The organism is Burkholderia sp. BCC1985 (genome assembly GCF_905339915.1).
Lineage (GTDB): Bacteria > Pseudomonadota > Gammaproteobacteria > Burkholderiales > Burkholderiaceae > Burkholderia.
In genome coordinates this window covers 157,966-174,993 of record NZ_CAJPGY010000003.1, presented here as the reverse complement: position 1 = coordinate 174,993, position 17,028 = coordinate 157,966, and the positions used below count along the sequence as shown (strand labels likewise).

Sequence of the window (17,028 nt, the reverse complement as noted above, 5' to 3'; positions counted from 1 at the left end):
GCTCGAACATTGCGCACGCCTGATGCGGTGATTTGGAGCCGGTAACCGAATCGGCCGCCACGCGATCGGCAGCCCCCGGCTTCCTTGTTGTCACCGCCCCTTGCTCAGAAGCACGACAACCAGGATCGCGACCAGCGCAGCGAGCCACTTCAAGCCGGTGGACACCTTGTCGAGCCTTTCCGTCAGCGCCACGACGGGATTCCCGTCGTCCGTGCGCAGCGGCATCCGCGCTGACCGGCCATCTCCCGGCAGACTGACCTTCGGGAGATCGATGGCGAGATACACGACGTATCCGCTGGCGATCGGCGCCGCCTTCAATGCGTTGCCATCCTCGCCGGGCCTCAGGAACACGCGCAATCCCCCCGTCAGCACGGCACCGGGCGGGATCGACGTGTAGACGTCCCGCAGGCACAGCCCGGCCTTGACGGCTGTGACCTGCCCCGCCTCGACGCCGTCGGCAAGCGCCTGCATGCTGCTCGCCGGCACATCGCACCATGCCCACCACTGAGCCGGTTCCTGCATCTCGTCATCGGACTCGTTGTAGCCGAGCCGTGCCGTGCCAAGCGGTTCGTCCGAATGGGTGATGCCCAGTTCGTCCTGCAATTCGCGAAGGCCGTGCCGTTCAGGCTGGCCGATCTCGCGAGCCGCGAAGGTGATGTGTATCGTGCGCGTGCTGTTCTGCACGTCACCCATGATCGACAGACAGCAGTCGTCCAGACTCGCCGTCCCCTGGACATAGGTCGAAAGCGTCGAATGCGTTGTCCCGCCGGCCGGCTCCAGGCGCCTGACGACCTGGATGTCCTGCAGGGTGAGCCACAGCGACTTCGCCGGGTAGTACGTCTGCACGTTGCCGTCGGCGCCAAGGTGCTCGATCGTATGGCCGGCGGATTTCCTGATTTCGATGCAATGCCGCGTGTCCTCCTGTAGCCGGTCGTCGCCTGCATGCCGGTGCCGTCCCTCGTAGCCGGCAAGTTGTCCGGCATCGGGGCGCGTCAGCGGTGTCCGGGGCGCAATCCTGACGTTGTCGAGAACGTCGTCGTGGGTACGGACTTCCGTGACCGACGCTCCGGCACGGGCGATCGATGCGGCACCGGCTCGTGAACGTATCCCGTATCCCGCGTCGACGACGGGAAGCACATCACGGGCTTCCATGCCGAGCGTGATCCCGGGCGCCTGTTCCGCGAGCGGATCGGCGTACTGCGATCGGGACGCGGCCGAGACCTTCACGAGCGAAGGAAGCAGTCGGGTCAGCAGGTCGGCGTACGGGACCAGCAGCGGCAGGAACAGGCCGGCCAGCGACAGGTTGAACAGCGTATGGAAATCGGCCACCACCCGCCCGTTGTCCGGTTCGATCCTGACCATGACGCAGCCGATCGGCGTCAGTGCGACAAGCGCAATCACCACGCCGGCCGACAGAATGAGCAGCATGCCGACCGGCACGCATCGGGAGGCAGGATCGTGTGTCGCGGTCTCCTCCAGCACCGGGCGGATGGCCACGCCCAGGTTGGCACCCAGCACCAGTGCGAAAGCCGTATCGGGGGGAATGACGTTTTGCGCGCACAGCGACATGATCAGGAGCACGATCGCGACGTTCGAATCGGCGGCCCAGGCCAGGCCGGCCGCCAGCAGGACGTCGATCAGCGGTATCGTGGATGCGTCGCTCAGCAGCATCCGAAGATTCGGTGCATCCTCGTAGTCCGTCATCAACTCCTGCAGATGATGCAGTGCGAGCAGCAACAGACCCAGGCCGATGAGCGTGCGCCCCAGTTCATGAGCGCATGTATTCGATACCTTGCGGAACATCAGCACGCCAACGAGGATCAGGGCGGGCGACACGGCGCCGACTTCGAACGAAAGCACCTGCACGAGCAACGTCGTACCCACGTTCGCGCCGAGCACGACGGCCAGTGCCGGGACAAGGCCAACGCGCCCCTGCGCGGCGAGCTCGCTCGTCATGACCGCGGTCGTCGTACTGCTCTGCAGCACCGCTGTTACGCCCATGCCGCCGAAGAAGGCAGGGAGTCGCCCGAAAAGCGCCCGTTCCAGCAGCGACCGCAGGCCAGCGCCGAACGCGCGCTGCATGCCGGTCTGAAGCATCTGCGTCCCGAGCAGCACCAGCGCAATCGAGCCGGCGAGATCGACCAGCGTGAACGTGAATGTCATGACTCTGGGCCCCAGACGCCGACCGGTTGTTCTTGTAACGTTTCCCGTCGTGAAGTTCGATCACGCCCGTCGCCGGCCGGCGAGGAAAGGCGAACTCGAATACGTCTTGTCACGACGGAGAAACGCACGACCGAACCGTAGATCACGCGACGGGCCTTCCCCCGAAGACGCCGTGCGCCACGTTACGGTCACCCACGGCGGTTTCCATGAAATCATGCGCCCGCAGGCACATCCCCGCTGCAAGTGGCATGCCACCAATGCCGGTCGGGTGCGCAAGGCGCGTTGAAACCGAAAAATACGGAGATGGGCCCGTTGGGCGAATGAATGTGTTGCAGCGTTGATACAGGCCTGCGTCTCTCATGCATCGGCCCATGTTGATTACCGCCATCACGCGCGCCCGGCGACCACGTGGTGGCGTCACCGTCACGAGCGGACCGAGCACGCCGCTGTGCCGACGCATCGGCACGTTTCGAAATTGAAACGCGCGGTGCGGCACGTGGATGCGTACAACTGGATGGGAGCGGAGCGCGCGCTTTGGGCCGGCGCTCGTCGGAGATGGCTCGCCGATGTCGAATCCGCGAACCAGACCGGCGAACGGCGCGAACTGCGCCGTCCATCCGCTGTGCCCGGCCGCATGGCCGGGCCGGACGGGTTTCGATCGGTACGGCGTTGCGCCGCCCGATCGCTACTGCTTAGCGACGCGGTTGCCCGGTGCGCGGCGGACGCGGCGAATTCGCGTCCTTGTGACGGAAGTTGATACGCCCCTTCGTCAGGTCGTACACCGACAGTTCCAGCGTCACACGGTCACCCGCGAGAATGCGGATGTGGTTCTTGCGCATGCGGCCCGACGCATACGCGCCGACCACGACGCCGTTTTCCAGCGTGACACGGTATTTGCTGTCCGGCAGCACTTCGTCGACGATTCCGTCCAGTTCCAGCAGTTCTTCTTTTGCCAAACCAATTCCTCCAGACAAGTGAGTGACCGCGGCCGCGGCGAGCCACCGGCGCCGTGTCCCGCAACGGGACGGCGGCCGGCAGGATGCCGGGTATCAATTCGTTCAGACGGGCGACGGGCCCGCCTTGCAATCGGAGCCCGGCGCGTTGCGGCGGTCGGGCGGTCAGTGGCGGCGATGCGATCGGCACCGCGCAAAGTCGGGACCGCGCCGCGTGCGGCATGGCGACGGTCTACTCGGGTTGCAGCATGGGCCGCTGGCGACACGGCGAACGCGTCGCGAGGGCGTTGGATCGCACGTCGTACGGACGTGCGATGGATGAGGGAAGCACACGACCGATGCATCGTGAATGCCGCGATGCATCGGTCGTGTGCGTCGGAACGCGCTGGACGCCGGCTCGGGCCGGCCTCCGCGCGAGATCCGTCCGGCAGCGGCCGCCGCTTGGCGACCGGTGCCGATACGGCTTACTGCGGCGTGATGTTCGACGCTTGCAGACCCTTCGGGCCACGCTTCACTTCGTAGCTGACCTTCTGGCCTTCGGCCAGGGTCTTGAAACCCGTGCCGCGGATTTCAGAGAAATGGGCGAACAGATCGTCGCCGCCGTTGTCCGGGGAGATGAAACCAAAGCCCTTGGTTTCGTTGAACCACTTGACGGTACCGGTATCCACAAATACTTCCTTAATACGAATGAAATGAACATGCGCCCGTGACGGGCACAGAAAGAATCAAAGAGGGAGAGACCAACGACTGCCGCACGCCGTGCGGCCAATGATGAGCAATCGAGCTTCTTGAAGACTTCGGTCTCGGACACTACGCGGTGCAAGCCGATCCGTCAAGTCCTTTCGATGCGACGCGTGCGCGCGGCAGCATGCGCCGCCTTGTCCGGCGGGCGTTTGCGGCAATCGGGAGGCGTAGCGATACGCCCCCCATTTTTCCCGCCACTCGCCGCTCGCCACGCCGCGCCGTGACTGCGCTATTGCGTTACTGCGGTTCGAACACGTGATGCAGCGCCGGCGGCGTCTCGCCGTCGCGGATCTTCATCTCGAACGTCTTGCGTGCGACGCTCGACGGCCGCACGTCGGCCGCGTCCAGATAGAACTGCGAATACCAGTCGCGCATCTGGTACAGCGGCCCGTCGCCTTCGCACAGCAGCGGGTTGTCGATCCGCGTCTTGCTGTGCCAGATGTCGACGTCCTCGTAGAACGCGCGCTGCGCTTCCTTCACGTACGCATTCGCGATCTCCAGGTTCTGCGCGTCGCTCAGGCCGGCCACCTTCTTCACGATCACGCCGTAGCGCAGCTCGAAACTGTTCATGTCGATCGGCACGTGGCAGTTCAGCAGCACCGAATGGATCGGCTGCCCGCCGCTCTGCCCCGTCATCTGCGTGATGTGCACGGCCGGCCCGAAATACGTCGACAGCGCGGTCAGGCTGTCGCCGCCGAGCTTCTCGCTGCGTCCGACCATCAGCTGCGTCGCCTTGTGATCCTCGAACAGGTTCGCGAAATAGTCGATCGGCGCATGGTGCACGGTCGCGAAGTGCGCGACGTCCGAGATGTTGTCGACCAGCTCGCGGCAGTTCGCGTTGATCACCATCTTGTCGACGACCCAGTTCGACCATTCGTCGGAGAAGCACACGTCGAGGCGCGGAATCGCGACTTCCGGCGGCGGCGCATTGCCTTCCGGGTCGTTCCACACGAACAGCAGGTTGTTCTCCTCGCAGGTCGGCCACGCGCCGATGCGCGCCTTCGGCGGAATCCGCTTGCAGTACGGGATCGACGCGCACTGCCCTGCGCCGTTCCACGCCCAGCCGTGGAACGGGCAGACGAGGTTGTCACCTTCGACCGTGCCGAGGCTCAGGTCGGCGCCCATGTGCGGGCAGTATGCGTCGACGACGTTGATCCTGCCGGTCGAATCGGCGAACGCGGCGAGCTTGCGGCCGAAGATGTTCAGCGTGTGCGGCTTGCCGTCCTTGTAGTCGCGGGCGAGGCCGAGGCAGTGCCAGCCGCGCGCATAGCGCTGCGCGAGCGGCTGGGCTTCGATCTTGTAAGGGCGTGCGGACATGTGGGTTGACTCCTCTTTGGGGAACGCGCGGCGGCCCGCCGCGCACCGGGGTAATGGGGGTTCGGGGATTGCGTCGTTCAGCGCACCGGATTGCCGGGTTCGAGCGCGCGCGTCGGTTCGCGCGCGGGTGCCGGCGCAGACGACGCAGACGACGCGGACGGCTGCGGCTGTTGCGCCACGCGGCGCTCGGCACGCTCGACGCCGAGCCACGCGGCCAGCGCGGGCAGCAGGAACACCGCGCCGAACAGGTTCACGAGGAACATGAACGCGAGCAGCACGCCCATGTCGACCTGGAACTTCAGCGCGGAGAACGCCCACGTGCCGACGCCGATGAACATCGTGACGGCCGTGAACAGCGCCGCGGTGCCGCGCTGGCGCATCGCGTCGGCGAATGCGTCGGGCAGCGTCGCGCCGTGGCGCAGGTCGTGCTGCAGGCGTTCGTACAGGTAGATCCCGTAGTCGACGCCGACGCCGACACCGAGCGTGATCACCGGCAGCGTCGCGACCTTCAGCCCGATGCCGAGCCGCGCCATCACCGCGTTGCACAGGATCGACACCAGCGTGAGCGGCACGATGATGCACAGCACCGCGCGCCACGAGCGGAACGTGACCGCGCACAGCAGCGCGATCGCACCGAAGATCGACAGCAGCATCGCGACCTCCGCGTCGCCGACCGCCTCGTTGGTCGCGGCCATCACGCCGACGTTGCCGCCCGCGAGCCGGAACGCGACGTTCGGCGTCGGGTTCTCGGCCGCGTAGCGCTTGATCTCGTCGACGATGTGCGCGATGGTCGTGCCTTCGTGGTTCTTCGTGTAGATCAGCACCTGGATCGCCTTGCAGTTCGCGGTGTTCATCCCGTTGTCGGGGTCGAACGCGTTGGAACCCTGCGTGAGCCCGTCGCTGGAGCGCGGCAGCGCGGCCCAGCGCGGATTGCCTTCGTTGAACGCGGCGATGAACACCTTGCCCTGCGACGCGACGCTCGTCACCGACTGCACGCCGGCCACGCCGCGCATGTTCATCTCGAACTTCTCGATCGCGCTCATCACCGGGTAATGCAGGCAGGCGTCGTCGAAACCGGTCGTCTCGACGATCACCGACAGCACGTCGACGCCGATGTTGTACTGGTGCGTGATCGCCGCGTTGTCGACGTTGTAGCGCGAGTTCGCGCGCAGCTCCGGCGCGCCGGTGCCGATGTCGCCGATCTCGAGCCTGCGCGACTCGAGCGTGCCGTACGCGAGCAGCGCGAGCGCCACGGCGAACACGCCGAGCGCCGGCGCCGGCCGCGCGAACAGCGCGAAGCGCGACCACATCGGGCTGCCGCCGGCCGCCGCGGTGCGCTGCGCCCGCTCGAGCGTGCCGCGCTCGAGGCGCGTGTACGACAGCAGGATCGGCAGGAACACCTTGTTGGTGACGATCATCAGCAGCACGCCGAGGCACGCGGTGATGCCGAGCTCGCGCACGATGTCGATCTTGATCCGCATGATCACCATGAAGCCGAGCGCGTTGGTCAGCAGCGCGACCGTGCCCGGCACGAACAGCTTGCGGAACGCGTCGCGCGCGGCCTCCGCCGACGATGCGCCGCGCACCAGCGCCTGCTTCCACGCATTGGTCATCTGCACCGCGTGCGACACGCCGATCGAGAAGATCAGGAACGGCACGAGGATCGACATCGGATCGATGCCGAGCCCGAGCAGCGGCAGCGCGCCGAGCAGCCAGACGACCGGCAGCAGCGCGACGACGAGCGCGAGCACGGTCGTCTTCAGCGAGTGCGTATAGGCGAACAGCAACGCGGCCGTCACGAGGAACGCGAGCGCGAAGAACGCCATCACGCCGGCGATCCCGGCCTCGACGTCGCCGACCAGCTTCGCGAAGCCGATGATGTTCACGTCGATGCCCTGCTTCGCGTAGCGCGCGCGGATTTCCTCGAGCTGGCGCGCCACCGCGCTGTAGTCGAGCCGCTTGCCGGTGGCCGGATCGGTCTCGCGCAACTCCGCGCGGATCAGCGCCGACTTCAGGTCGTTGCCGACCAGGCGGCCGATCTGCCCGGAGCGCGCGACGTTGCGGCGCACCTTCGCGAGGTCGTCCGGGTTCGCGCTCGAGAACTGGCCGGGCACGACCACGTCGCCGCGAAAACCGGCTTCCGTCACCTCGGTGTAGTGCACGTTCGGCGTGAACAACGAGAACACGCGCGAGCGGTTCACGCCGGGGATGAAGAACACGTCGTCGGTCGCGTGGCGCAGCGCATCCATGAACGTCTGGTTGTAGATGTCGCCGTCGCCCTTCCAGCGCAGGCTCACGAGGATCGTGTTCGCGCCGGGGAACGCGCCCGCGTAGCGCTCGAACACCTGCATGTACGGGTGCTGCATCGGGATCATCTTGTTGAAGCCCGGATCGAGCTTCAGGCGCGTCGCGGACAGGCCGAGCGCGAGCGTCACCGCGACGCACAGCAGCATCAGCAGCCGGCGCTGCCGGATGATCGTGTCGGCGCAGCGCTCGACGAACGCGGCGAGGCGCGACGCGGGAACGGCTTCGGTGGAGCGTGACAGGTCGTTCATGGATTTCTCGTGTCGGAACGGACGGAACAGGCGATGCGGACGATGCGGGCGGCGGCAGGCACCGCCGCCGCGCATCAGGACGGCGACGCAGCGAGCGGCGCGACGCCGGCCTCGCCGCCGAGCAGCAGCGCGCCGCGGCCCATGTCGAGCACGGCCGCGAGGCTCTGCACGCCGCCGAGCTTGCGCACGTCGAAGGTCAGGCCGCCGTCGCGCGACCCGACGATCGCGCCGCCCTGCCCGACCAGCACGAGTTCGCCATCGGCAAGCTGGGTCGCGCCGAAATACGACACCGGCACGTGGCTGTCGACGTGCGTCCAGGTCGCGCCGCGATCGGTGCTGCGCAACACGTTGCCGCGCATGCCGTATGCGACCCAGTCGCCGTTCGCGAGCATCAGCGCGCCGAACAGCGAGCCTTGGTACGGCGACGGCACCTTGTCCCAGCTCGCGCCGTTGTCGGTCGAGCGCAGCAGCGTGCCGCTCTCGCCGGCGATCAGCAGGTCGCCGTGGCCGTCGCCGACGATCGCGTTCAGGTGGCGGTCGCCCGCCGGCGTCTTGAGCGGCTGCCACGTGAGCCCGGCATCGTCCGAGCGCAGCAGCTGGCCGAAACTGCCGGCCGCGAACAGCGGGCCGTTCGCGGTTCCCCACACGGACAGCAGCGGATCGGAATGCGCGTTGTCGCCATGAACTTCGCGCCAGTGCACACCCGCGTCGTCGCTGCGCAGGATCCGGCCGTCGTGGCCGACGGCGATGCCGAGCGTCGGCGTGACGAAGCTCACCTGCGTGAGCGTCGATCCCTGGTCCGGCGTGACCGACGCCGGCCGCCAGCGGCCGCCCGCATCGTCGCTCAACAGGATCACGCCGCGCTCGCCGACCGCGACGATGCGCGTGCCGGCGCGGGCGAGCCCGTTGATCTGCAGGCGGTCCGCATGGATCGCGGTGACCGGGAACGCCGGCAGCGGGCGCGGCGAGAACGCGAACAGCGCGGCGCCGAGCACAAGCGCCGACATCGCGAGTCCTGGCAAAGTACGTTTCATCGGTTTGTCTCCTTCTCTGCGAGCGGCCCGGGCCCGCGCCGACGCGCTCGCCCTGCCGCTGCAAGTCTCCGGGCCGTCGGTCGTTGCCGCGGCCTCGAATGGTCCCGAATGGATGGCAGCCGAACCGGGCTGCCGGCTCGGCTGCCGGTGAGCCTTGCTCGAGCGTCGTTACGCGCCGACCTCGAACAGCGCGGCGGCACCCATCCCGCCGCCGATGCACATCGTCACGACCGCATGCCGCACGCCGCGGCGCGCGCCTTCGAGCAGCGCGTGCATCGTCATCCGCGTGCCCGACATCCCGAACGGGTGGCCGAGCGCGATCGCGCCGCCGTCGACGTTCAGCCGCTCGTCGGGGATGCCGAGCGTGTCGCGGCAATACAGCGCCTGGCACGCGAACGCCTCGTTCAGCTCCCACAGCCCGACGTCGCGCACGGTCATCCCGAAACGTTCCAGCAGCTTCGGAATCGCGAACACCGGGCCGATGCCCATCTCGTCCGGCTCGCAGCCGGCCACGGCCAGCCCGCGGAACGTGCCGAGCGGCGTCAGTCCGCGACGCTCCGCCTCGGCCCGCGACATCACGACGACCGCCGCCGCGCCGTCCGACAGCTGCGACGCGTTGCCGGCCGTCACGAACTCGCCCTGCTCGACGACCTTGCCGCCGCTCCACGACGGCTTGAGCCCCGCGAGCCGTTCGGCCGTCGTGTCGGCGCGCACGCCCTCGTCGCGCGCCGCGCGGACGGCTTCGTGGCCGGTCGGGTTGCCTTCCTTGTCGAACAGCGCGCGCCGCACGTCGAGCGGCGCGATTTCCGCGTCGAAGCGGCCGGCCGCCTGCGCGTCGGCCGTGCGCTGGTGGCTCTGCAGCGCGAATTCGTCCTGCGCGGCACGCGAGATGCCGTAACGGCGCGACACGATCTCGGCCGTTTCCATCATCGCCATGTACGCGGCAGGCTGATGGTCGAGCACGGCCTGCGAACGCGCGCGGTAGCCGTTCTTGTGCTTGTTCTGCGTGAGCGAGATCGATTCGACGCCGCCCGCGACGACGATCCGCGCATCGCCCGCGCCGATGCTGCGCGCGGCGCTCGCGATCGACATCAGGCCCGACGAGCACATGCGGTCGATCGACATCCCGGGCACCGACGCCGGCAAGCCGGCCGCCGCGGCCGACAGGCGGCCGATGTTGTAACCCTGCGTGCCCTGCTGCGCGGCGCAGCCGATCAGCACGTCGTCGACGTCGGCCGGCGCGACGCCCGCGCGTTCGAGCGCCGCGCGCACGACGTGGCCGCCCAGCGCGGGCGCCTCGGTGTCGTTGAACATGCCGCGAAACGCCTTGCCGATCGGCGTGCGTGCGACGGAAACGATGACTGCGTCTTCCATGAGCTGGCTCTCTGAATCGAAACTAGAAGTAGTAGCGGCTGATCGTGTCGGCGACGCAGCCGGGCTTGGCCTCGCCTTCGATCTCGACGGTCACGCGGACCCACGCCTGCACGCCGCCGTCGAGCGGCTCGACGCGCAGCAGCTCGCCGACGCCGCGCACGCGCGCGCCGACCTTCACCGGCGCCGGGAAGCGGATCTTGTCGCAGCCGTAGTTGACGCCGAGTCGCGCGCCGTCGATGCGCACGATCTGCGGCAGAAAATAATTGACGAGCGACAGCGTCAGGTAGCCGTGCGCGATGCACGCGCCAAACGGGCCGTCCTTCGCTCGCACCGGGTCGACGTGTACCCACTGGTGGTCGCCCGTGGCGTCGGCGAAGCCGTCGATGCGGAGCTGGTCGATCGCGAGCCACGCGCTCGCGCCGAGCGTGTCGCCGACGGCCGCCGCGAGTTCGCCGGGATGCGCGAACACGCGGGGCGTCGCGCGCACGGAGTCGAGGGTCGCGCTCATCATGCGTGCTGGCTGCTGACCGACAGCACTTCGCCCGTCATGTACGACGCGTAATCGCTTGCAAGGAACACCATCACGTTCGCGACCTCCCAGACTTCGGCGGCGCGCCCGAAGGCTTCGCGCGACGCCAGTTGATTCAGCAAGTCGGCCGGGGCCGACTTCTTCAGAAAATCGTGCATCGCGATGCTCGGCGCGACCGCGTTGATGCGCACGCCGTAAGGCGACGCCTCGAGCGCCGCGCAGCGCGTGAGCGCCATCACGCCCGCCTTCGCCGCCGCGTAGTGCGCCTGTTCCGCCTGCGCACGCCAGCCGAGCACCGATGCGTTGTTGACGATCGCGCCGCGGCCGCGGGCCTGCATGTGCGGCAGCATCGCGCGCGTCATCCGGAACGTCCCGGTCAGGCTAATGTCGATCACCCGCGACCATTCGGCATCGTCCATTTCGACGATGCGTTTCGCGCCGCCGAGCCCGGCGTTGTTGATCAGTACGTCGACGCCGTCGAGCTTGTCCCGGGCTTCCGCGACGAGCGCCTGCACGTCGTCTTCCACCGCGACGTTGCACAGGCGGCCGTACACCTGCTGCAGCCCGGTTTCGGCGCGCAGCGTCTCCACGGCCTGTTCGAGGCGCTTCTCGTGGATGTCGGAGATGAACAGCGCGCGACAGCCTTCCTCCGCGCAGCGGCGCGCGGCCGCGAAACCGATGCCGGCGCCGGCGGCGGCCGTGATCAGCACCGATTTGCCGGCGAGCAGCTGGTGGCCCGGCACGTACGCCGGCGCTTTCTGGATCTGGGGTTCGGTCATGCGTTTCCTCGCGGTTCCCTGGGCATGCCGAGCCCGCGCTCGGCCATGATGTTCAGCTGGATTTCGTTGGTGCCGGCGTAGATCGTGTCCGCACGGGAGAACAGGAACACGCGCTGCAGATGGGTGAGCTTCTCGTCGGCCGGATCGATCACGTTCGCGCGCGGCCCGAGCGCATCCATCGCGAGCTGGCCGAGGTCACGGTGCCAGTTCGACCAGAAATACTTGTAGATCAGCGCCTCGCGGCGCAGCGGCGCGGTGGCGACGTTCGCGTCGTCCGCGCCCGACAGCATCCGCAGCGCGTTGTAGCGCATCACGCGCAGGCCGGCCAATGCGCGGCCGATCCGCTGGCGCAGCACCGGGTCGCGATCCGCGCCCGATTCGCGCGCGGCGTCGATCACCCAGTCGAGTTCGCGGACGAACTGCATCTGCTGGCCGAGCGTCGACATGCCGCGCTCGAAGCCGAGCAGCGTCATCGCGATCCGCCAGCCGTCGCCCGGCGCGCCGACGAGATCGCGAGCTTCCGCGCGCGCACCGTCGAAGAACACTTCGTTGAATTCGGCGCCGCCGTTGAGCTGTTTGATCGGGCGAATCTCGATGCCCGGCTGGTCGAGCGGCATCAGCAGGAACGACAGCCCCTTGTTGCCCTTCGACGCCGGATCGGTGCGCGCGAGCACGAAGATCCAGTCGGAGTCGTGCGCGAGCGACGTCCACACCTTCTGGCCGTGCACGCGCCAGGTACCGTCGGCGTCCTGCTCGGCGCGTGTGCGCACGTTCGCGAGGTCCGAACCCGCGCCCGGCTCCGAGTAACCCTGGCACCAGAACTGCGTGCCGGCGAGAATGCCGGGCAGGAAGCGCGCGCGCTGGTCGTCGGTGCCGCACGCGACGAGCGTCGGCCCGAGCAGCCCTTCGCCGATATGGCCCATCCGGCCGGGGCCGCCGGCGCGCGCGTATTCCTCGTGGAAGATCACCTGCTCGGCGACCGAAAAGCCGCGGCCGCCCGCGTCGGTCGGCCAGCCGAGGCCGGTCCAGCCGCCCTGCGCGAGTTCCCGTTCCCACGCCTTGCGCAGTTCGGGAAACGCTTCCTCGTCGCCGGGGCCGCCGCGGTATTTCAGGCACGCGAATTCGCCGGTCAGGTGCGACTGCACCCAGTCGGCGACTTCGTGCCGCAATTGCTGTTCGCGCGTTTCGCTGTTCATTGAAGGGCTCCGGTGCGCGCGGCGGACGGACGCGTGGCGATCGAAGCCGACGGCGACGACGACGCGAGCACCGCGTCGTGCTGCGACGCGCCGCCGTCGATCGCCTGGCTGGCGATCCATTCGAGCAGTTGCGGCGTGCTGCCGAACTGCGCGCCCGACGCCTGCGCGCGCTTGAAATAAAGATGCGGGTCGTATTCCCACGTGAAGCCGACGCCGCCGTGCAGCTGGATCGCTTCCTGTGCGCAGAACGCATACGCATCGTTGGCGGCGGCTTTTGCGGCCGCGACGTCGGCGCGCAGCGCAGCGCCGGGCGTGCCGCTGCCGGCTTCCGCGTCCCACGCGTGGGCGGCGCCGAGCACGGCCGAGCGCGCGGATTCGATCAGCACCATCATCTGCGCGCAGCGGTGCTTGACGGCCTGGAACGACGCGATCGCGCGGCCGAATTGCACGCGCTGGCCGGTGTAGTCGAGCGTGAGATCGAGGCATTGCTGTGCGCCACCGAGTTGTTCGGCGGCCAGCGCGAGCGCTGCGAACCATGCGGTGCGTTCGAGCAACTTCGCGGCAGCGCCGCCGCTCGCGAACAACGCGTCGCGGCTCACCCGGGCCTCGTCGAGCACGACGCGCGCGATCGGCCGCGTCGCGTCGAGCGTGTCGAGCGGCGTGACGCACAGGCCCGACACCTTCGCGACGTCGATCGCGAACACCCCGATCGCCTGCCCTTCGTTCGCGATCCGTGCCGGGATCATCAGCAGGTCGGCGCGCGCACCGTCGATCACCTGCTCGATCGTTCCGGACAGCGCGTAACCCCCCGCCGCTTCTTCCGCGACGACCGGCAGTTGACCCGCGCCGGCCGGAAGCTCGAGCGGCAATGCCAGCGTCGCGCTGCACGCGCCTTCGGCCAGCTTCGCGAGCCAGCCGGTCGCGCCCGGCGTATCGCAGCCGGCCAGCGCGGTGGCCGCCAGGCACGCGGTCGAAAAATACGGCACGCACGCGACGCGCCGCCCAAGCTGCTCCATCAACAGCGTCTGTTCGACCGCGCCGAGCCCCATCCCGCCCGCCGCCTCCGGCAGCGCCAGCGCGTTCCAGCCGAGTTCGCCCGCGAGCGCGGCCCACAGCGCGTCGTCGCGGCCGGCCGCTTGCTCGATCGCGCGGCGCACGTCGGCCGACGCGCTGCGCTCGGCGAGCACGTCGGCTGCCGCGTCGCGGATCATCGCCTGTTCGTCGGTGAGCGCCAGATCCATCGTCAGCTCCCGTACACGCGCTGCGCGGGCCGCGCATCGGCGAGCAGCCGCGCGACCGCCGGGCCGACCTCGGCCGGCGCCCAGCGCGCGCCGCGATCGACGCTCGGGCCGGTGCGCCAGCCTTCGGCCACCGCGATCATCCCGCCCGCGACCTCGAACACCTGGCCGGTCACGTCGGCCGACAGCGCGCTGCCGAGCCACACGACGAGCGGCGCGACGTTGGCCGGATCGAAATAGTCGAAGCCGCCGTCCTCCGGCTTCTTCATCATGTCGGCGAACACGCCTTCGGTCATCGACGTGCGCGCGGCCGGCGCGAGCGCGTTCACGCGCACGCCGTAGCGCTGCAGCTCGACCGCCTGCATCAGCGTGAGCGCGGCGATGCCGGCCTTCGCCGCGCCGTAGTTCGACTGGCCGATCGAGCCTTGCAGCCCGGCGCCGGAGCTCGTGTTGACGATGCGCGCGTCGACCGGATGGCCGGCCTTCGCGGCGTCGCGCCATACACGCGCCAGCACGCTCGACAGGCAGAAGTGGCCGCGCAGGTGTACGCGCATCACGTCGTCCCAGTCGGTTTCGGTCATGCTGGTGAACATCTTGTCGCGGCAGATGCCTGCGTTGTTGACCAGCACGTGCACGTCGCCGAATGCTTCACGTGCGGCGTCGACGATCCGCTGCGCGGTGTCGATCCTGGTGATGTCGTCCGAATTCGCGAGCGCGCGGCCGCAGCGTCGTGCGATCTCGTCGCACACGGCCTGTGCGGCCTCGTGCCGGATGTCGTTGACGACGACCGCCGCGCCCTCGGCCGCGAACGCGAGCGCGTATTCGCGCCCGAGCCCGCCGCCGGCGCCGGTGATGATGACGGTGCGTCCGTTACAGATTCCCATGCTGGTGCCTCCTGGATCGAGAGATCGTGAAAGTGACGCGCTCACAGGCGCTCGATGATCGTGACGTTCGCGAGACCACCGCCTTCACACATCGTCTGCATTCCGTAACGTCCGCCGGTGCGTTCCAGTTCGTGCAGCAGCGTCGTCATCAGCCGCGCGCCGGTCGCGCCGAGCGGATGGCCGAGCGCGATGCCGCCGCCGTTCGGGTTGGTCTTCTCGTGCGGGAAGCGCGTGTCGGCAAGCCAGGCCTGCGCGACCGACGCGAACGCCTCGTTCATCTCGACGACGTCGATCTGCGCCCAGTCGAGCCCGCTCTTCTTCAGCGCGGCCTTGGTCGCCGGGATCGGCGCGGTGAGCATCCACAGCGGATCGTCGCCGAGCACGCTCAGGTGATGAATGCGCGCGCGCGGCGTGAGCCCGTAGCGCTTCAAGGCATCTTCCGACACGATCAAGAGCGCCGCGGCCGCATCGCAGGTCTGGCTCGCGACGGCGGCCGTCAGCGAGCCGCCCGGCATCAGCGGTTCGAGCGTCGCCATCTTGTCGAGCGACGTGTCGGGGCGCGGCGTTTCATCGTGCTGCACGCCTTCGAGCGGCACGATTTCCCGCTTGAAATGGCCGGCCTCGATCGCCGCCACCGCACGGCGATGGCTCTCCAGCGCATAGCGTTCCATCGCGTCGCGCGACAGGTTCCAGTGATCGGCGATCCTTTGCGCGGCGACGAACTGCGACACCGGCGCGTCGCCGAAACGCGCGCGCCAGCCGGTGCTGCCCGAGAACGGGTCGTTGAAACCCAGCGACACCGCGCTCGTCATCGCGGACGAGATCGGGATCTGCGTCATCGTCTGCACGCCGCCCGCAACCACCACGTCCTGCACACCGCTCATCACGGCCTGCGCGGCGAAGTGCACGGCCTGCTGCGACGAGCCGCACTGGCGATCGACCGTCACGCCCGGCACCTGCAGCGGCAACCCGGCCGCGAGCCAGCAGGTGCGCGCGATGTTGCCCGCGAGCGGGCCGATCGTGTCGACGCAGCCGAACACCACGTCGTCGTATTCGTCGGCCGGAATCGCGTTGCGTTCGACGAGCGTCTTCAGCACGAAGCCGCCGAGGTCCGCCGCGTGCACGTGTGCGAGCCCGCCCTTGCGGCGGCCGGTCGGCGTGCGCAGCGCGTCGACGATATAGGCTTGTTTCATTGATTGGTCTCCTCGAAGTCGAAGGTCTGCGCGGGGCCGATCGGCAATGCGTCGCCGAGGATCGCGTCGGCCACGCGGGCCTTGTGGAACGCGGTGTCGCCCCAGCTGCCGGAGAGCGCCCAGATCCGCTTCATGAAGATCTGCAGGTCGAGCTCCCACGTGTAGCCGATCGCGCCGTGAACCTGCATCGTGTGGCGCGCGGCCAGCTGCGCGGCGGCGCTCGCCGCGAGCTTCGCGTGCGACACCAGCACCGCGCGCTGCGGGTGATCGTCGGCGATCGCTTGAGCCGCGCGCGCGACCACCGGCCGCGCGAACTCGTAGCGGATCGCGACGTCGGCGAGCAGGTGCTTGAGCGCCTGGTACGAACCGATCGCCTTGCCGAACTGCTTGCGCTGCGCGCTGTAGTCGATCGCGACGTCGAGCACGCGTTGCGTGAGGCCGAGCAATTGCGCGGCCACCGCGAACGCGCCGTGGTCGAGCGCGCGGTCGAGCAGCGGCGCGGCTTCGTCGGCGCCCGCGATGCGCGTGGCCGCCGACGGTTCCCAGTCGAGCGTGAACAGGCGCCGCGACGGGTCGACGCTGTCGACCGCGCGCCACGCGCACTGCGCGGGATCGACGCGGTGCAGCTCTCCGCGGTGCTCGCAGAGCAGCGCCTGCGCGACGTGCACGTCGGCCGCATACGGGTTCACCGGATGCACGAACGCGACACGCGCGCGCCCTTCGGCGATGTCGCGCAGCAGCGCGTCGCGCCAGCCGCTGGCGGGCAGCCGCGCGAGCACGCCGGCCGATACCAGCGCCGTGTCGAGCAGCGGCTCCGGGCTGCCGAAATAGCCGTAGGTCTGCGCGAGCAGCGCCCATTCCGCTTCGGTCAGGCCGAGGCCGCCGTGCGCTTCGGGCACCGACACGGCGGTCAGCCCCTGCGACGCGAACAGCGACCACAGCGCGTCGGAGCGGCCGGTCGGCGTGGCCCACAGCTCGCGGATCAGCTCCGGGGTCATCTCGGTCATCAGCAGGCGCTTCACGCTGTCCGCGAGCGCTTCCTGGTCTTCATCGAATACGAAATCCATAC

At 68.8% G+C, this 17,028-nt stretch carries 14 protein-coding genes; all 14 read right to left on the bottom strand.

Annotated features, from left to right (window positions below; all coding sequences use genetic code 11):
* Window positions 1-90 precede the first annotated feature (90 nt).
* The 14 genes from U4Z31_RS04230 to U4Z31_RS04165 all read right to left on the bottom strand — a co-directional run bounded on the left by U4Z31_RS04230 (window position 91) and on the right by U4Z31_RS04165 (window position 17,026).
* The gene (locus U4Z31_RS04230) at window positions 91-2,163 is read right to left on the bottom strand and encodes a Na/Pi symporter (RefSeq protein ID WP_321809520.1); all 2,073 of its coding nucleotides are present in this window, start codon (window positions 2,161-2,163) and stop codon (window positions 91-93) included.
* 692 nt (window positions 2,164-2,855) lie between these two features.
* Window positions 2,856-3,119 carry a translation initiation factor IF-1 gene (gene infA / locus U4Z31_RS04225; protein ID WP_011355053.1) on the bottom strand — a complete coding sequence of 88 codons (264 nt, stop codon included), beginning with the start codon at window positions 3,117-3,119 and terminating at the stop codon, window positions 2,856-2,858.
* Between the two features lie 461 nt (window positions 3,120-3,580).
* Window positions 3,581-3,784, bottom strand: a complete 204-nt coding sequence (locus tag U4Z31_RS04220) for a cold-shock protein (RefSeq protein ID WP_006751843.1) — start codon at window positions 3,782-3,784, stop codon at window positions 3,581-3,583.
* A gap of 313 nt (window positions 3,785-4,097) precedes the next feature.
* The gene (locus U4Z31_RS04215) at window positions 4,098-5,177 is read right to left on the bottom strand and encodes a Rieske 2Fe-2S domain-containing protein (RefSeq protein WP_321809519.1); all 1,080 of its coding nucleotides are present in this window, start codon (window positions 5,175-5,177) and stop codon (window positions 4,098-4,100) included.
* Between the two features lie 77 nt (window positions 5,178-5,254).
* Window positions 5,255-7,732 carry an efflux RND transporter permease subunit gene (locus U4Z31_RS04210; RefSeq protein WP_321809518.1) on the bottom strand — a complete coding sequence of 826 codons (2,478 nt, stop codon included), beginning with the start codon at window positions 7,730-7,732 and terminating at the stop codon, window positions 5,255-5,257.
* A gap of 74 nt (window positions 7,733-7,806) precedes the next feature.
* Window positions 7,807-8,766 (bottom strand): WD40/YVTN/BNR-like repeat-containing protein, encoded by a 960-nt coding sequence (locus U4Z31_RS04205; protein WP_044845662.1) that lies wholly within the window; start codon window positions 8,764-8,766, stop codon window positions 7,807-7,809.
* A gap of 168 nt (window positions 8,767-8,934) precedes the next feature.
* A complete protein-coding gene (locus U4Z31_RS04200; RefSeq protein WP_321809517.1) occupies window positions 8,935-10,140 on the bottom strand; it encodes an acetyl-CoA C-acyltransferase in 1,206 nt (401 codons plus the stop codon).
* Window positions 10,141-10,162: 22 nt separating this feature from the next.
* Entirely contained in the window at window positions 10,163-10,648 is a 486-nt protein-coding gene (locus tag U4Z31_RS04195; RefSeq protein ID WP_321809596.1) for a MaoC family dehydratase, read from the bottom strand.
* Entirely contained in the window at window positions 10,648-11,448 is an 801-nt protein-coding gene (locus tag U4Z31_RS04190) for an SDR family oxidoreductase (RefSeq protein ID WP_321809516.1), read from the bottom strand. The genes U4Z31_RS04195 and U4Z31_RS04190 overlap by 1 nt, the downstream gene beginning before the upstream one ends.
* Window positions 11,445-12,644 carry an acyl-CoA dehydrogenase family protein gene (locus U4Z31_RS04185; RefSeq protein WP_321809515.1) on the bottom strand — a complete coding sequence of 400 codons (1,200 nt, stop codon included), beginning with the start codon at window positions 12,642-12,644 and terminating at the stop codon, window positions 11,445-11,447. The genes U4Z31_RS04190 and U4Z31_RS04185 overlap by 4 nt, the downstream gene beginning before the upstream one ends.
* Window positions 12,641-13,885 carry an acyl-CoA dehydrogenase family protein gene (locus tag U4Z31_RS04180; RefSeq protein ID WP_321809514.1) on the bottom strand — a complete coding sequence of 415 codons (1,245 nt, stop codon included), beginning with the start codon at window positions 13,883-13,885 and terminating at the stop codon, window positions 12,641-12,643. The genes U4Z31_RS04185 and U4Z31_RS04180 overlap by 4 nt, the downstream gene beginning before the upstream one ends.
* Before the next feature lie 2 nt (window positions 13,886-13,887).
* Complete coding sequence (locus U4Z31_RS04175) at window positions 13,888-14,766, bottom strand: SDR family oxidoreductase (protein ID WP_321809513.1); 879 nt, start codon at window positions 14,764-14,766, stop codon at window positions 13,888-13,890.
* Window positions 14,767-14,807: 41 nt separating this feature from the next.
* The gene (locus tag U4Z31_RS04170; RefSeq protein WP_044845668.1) at window positions 14,808-15,959 is read right to left on the bottom strand and encodes an acetyl-CoA C-acetyltransferase; all 1,152 of its coding nucleotides are present in this window, start codon (window positions 15,957-15,959) and stop codon (window positions 14,808-14,810) included.
* A complete protein-coding gene (locus U4Z31_RS04165; protein WP_044845669.1) occupies window positions 15,956-17,026 on the bottom strand; it encodes an acyl-CoA dehydrogenase family protein in 1,071 nt (356 codons plus the stop codon). Before U4Z31_RS04165 ends, U4Z31_RS04170 begins: the two co-directional genes overlap by 4 nt.
* Window positions 17,027-17,028: the final 2 nt, after the last annotated feature.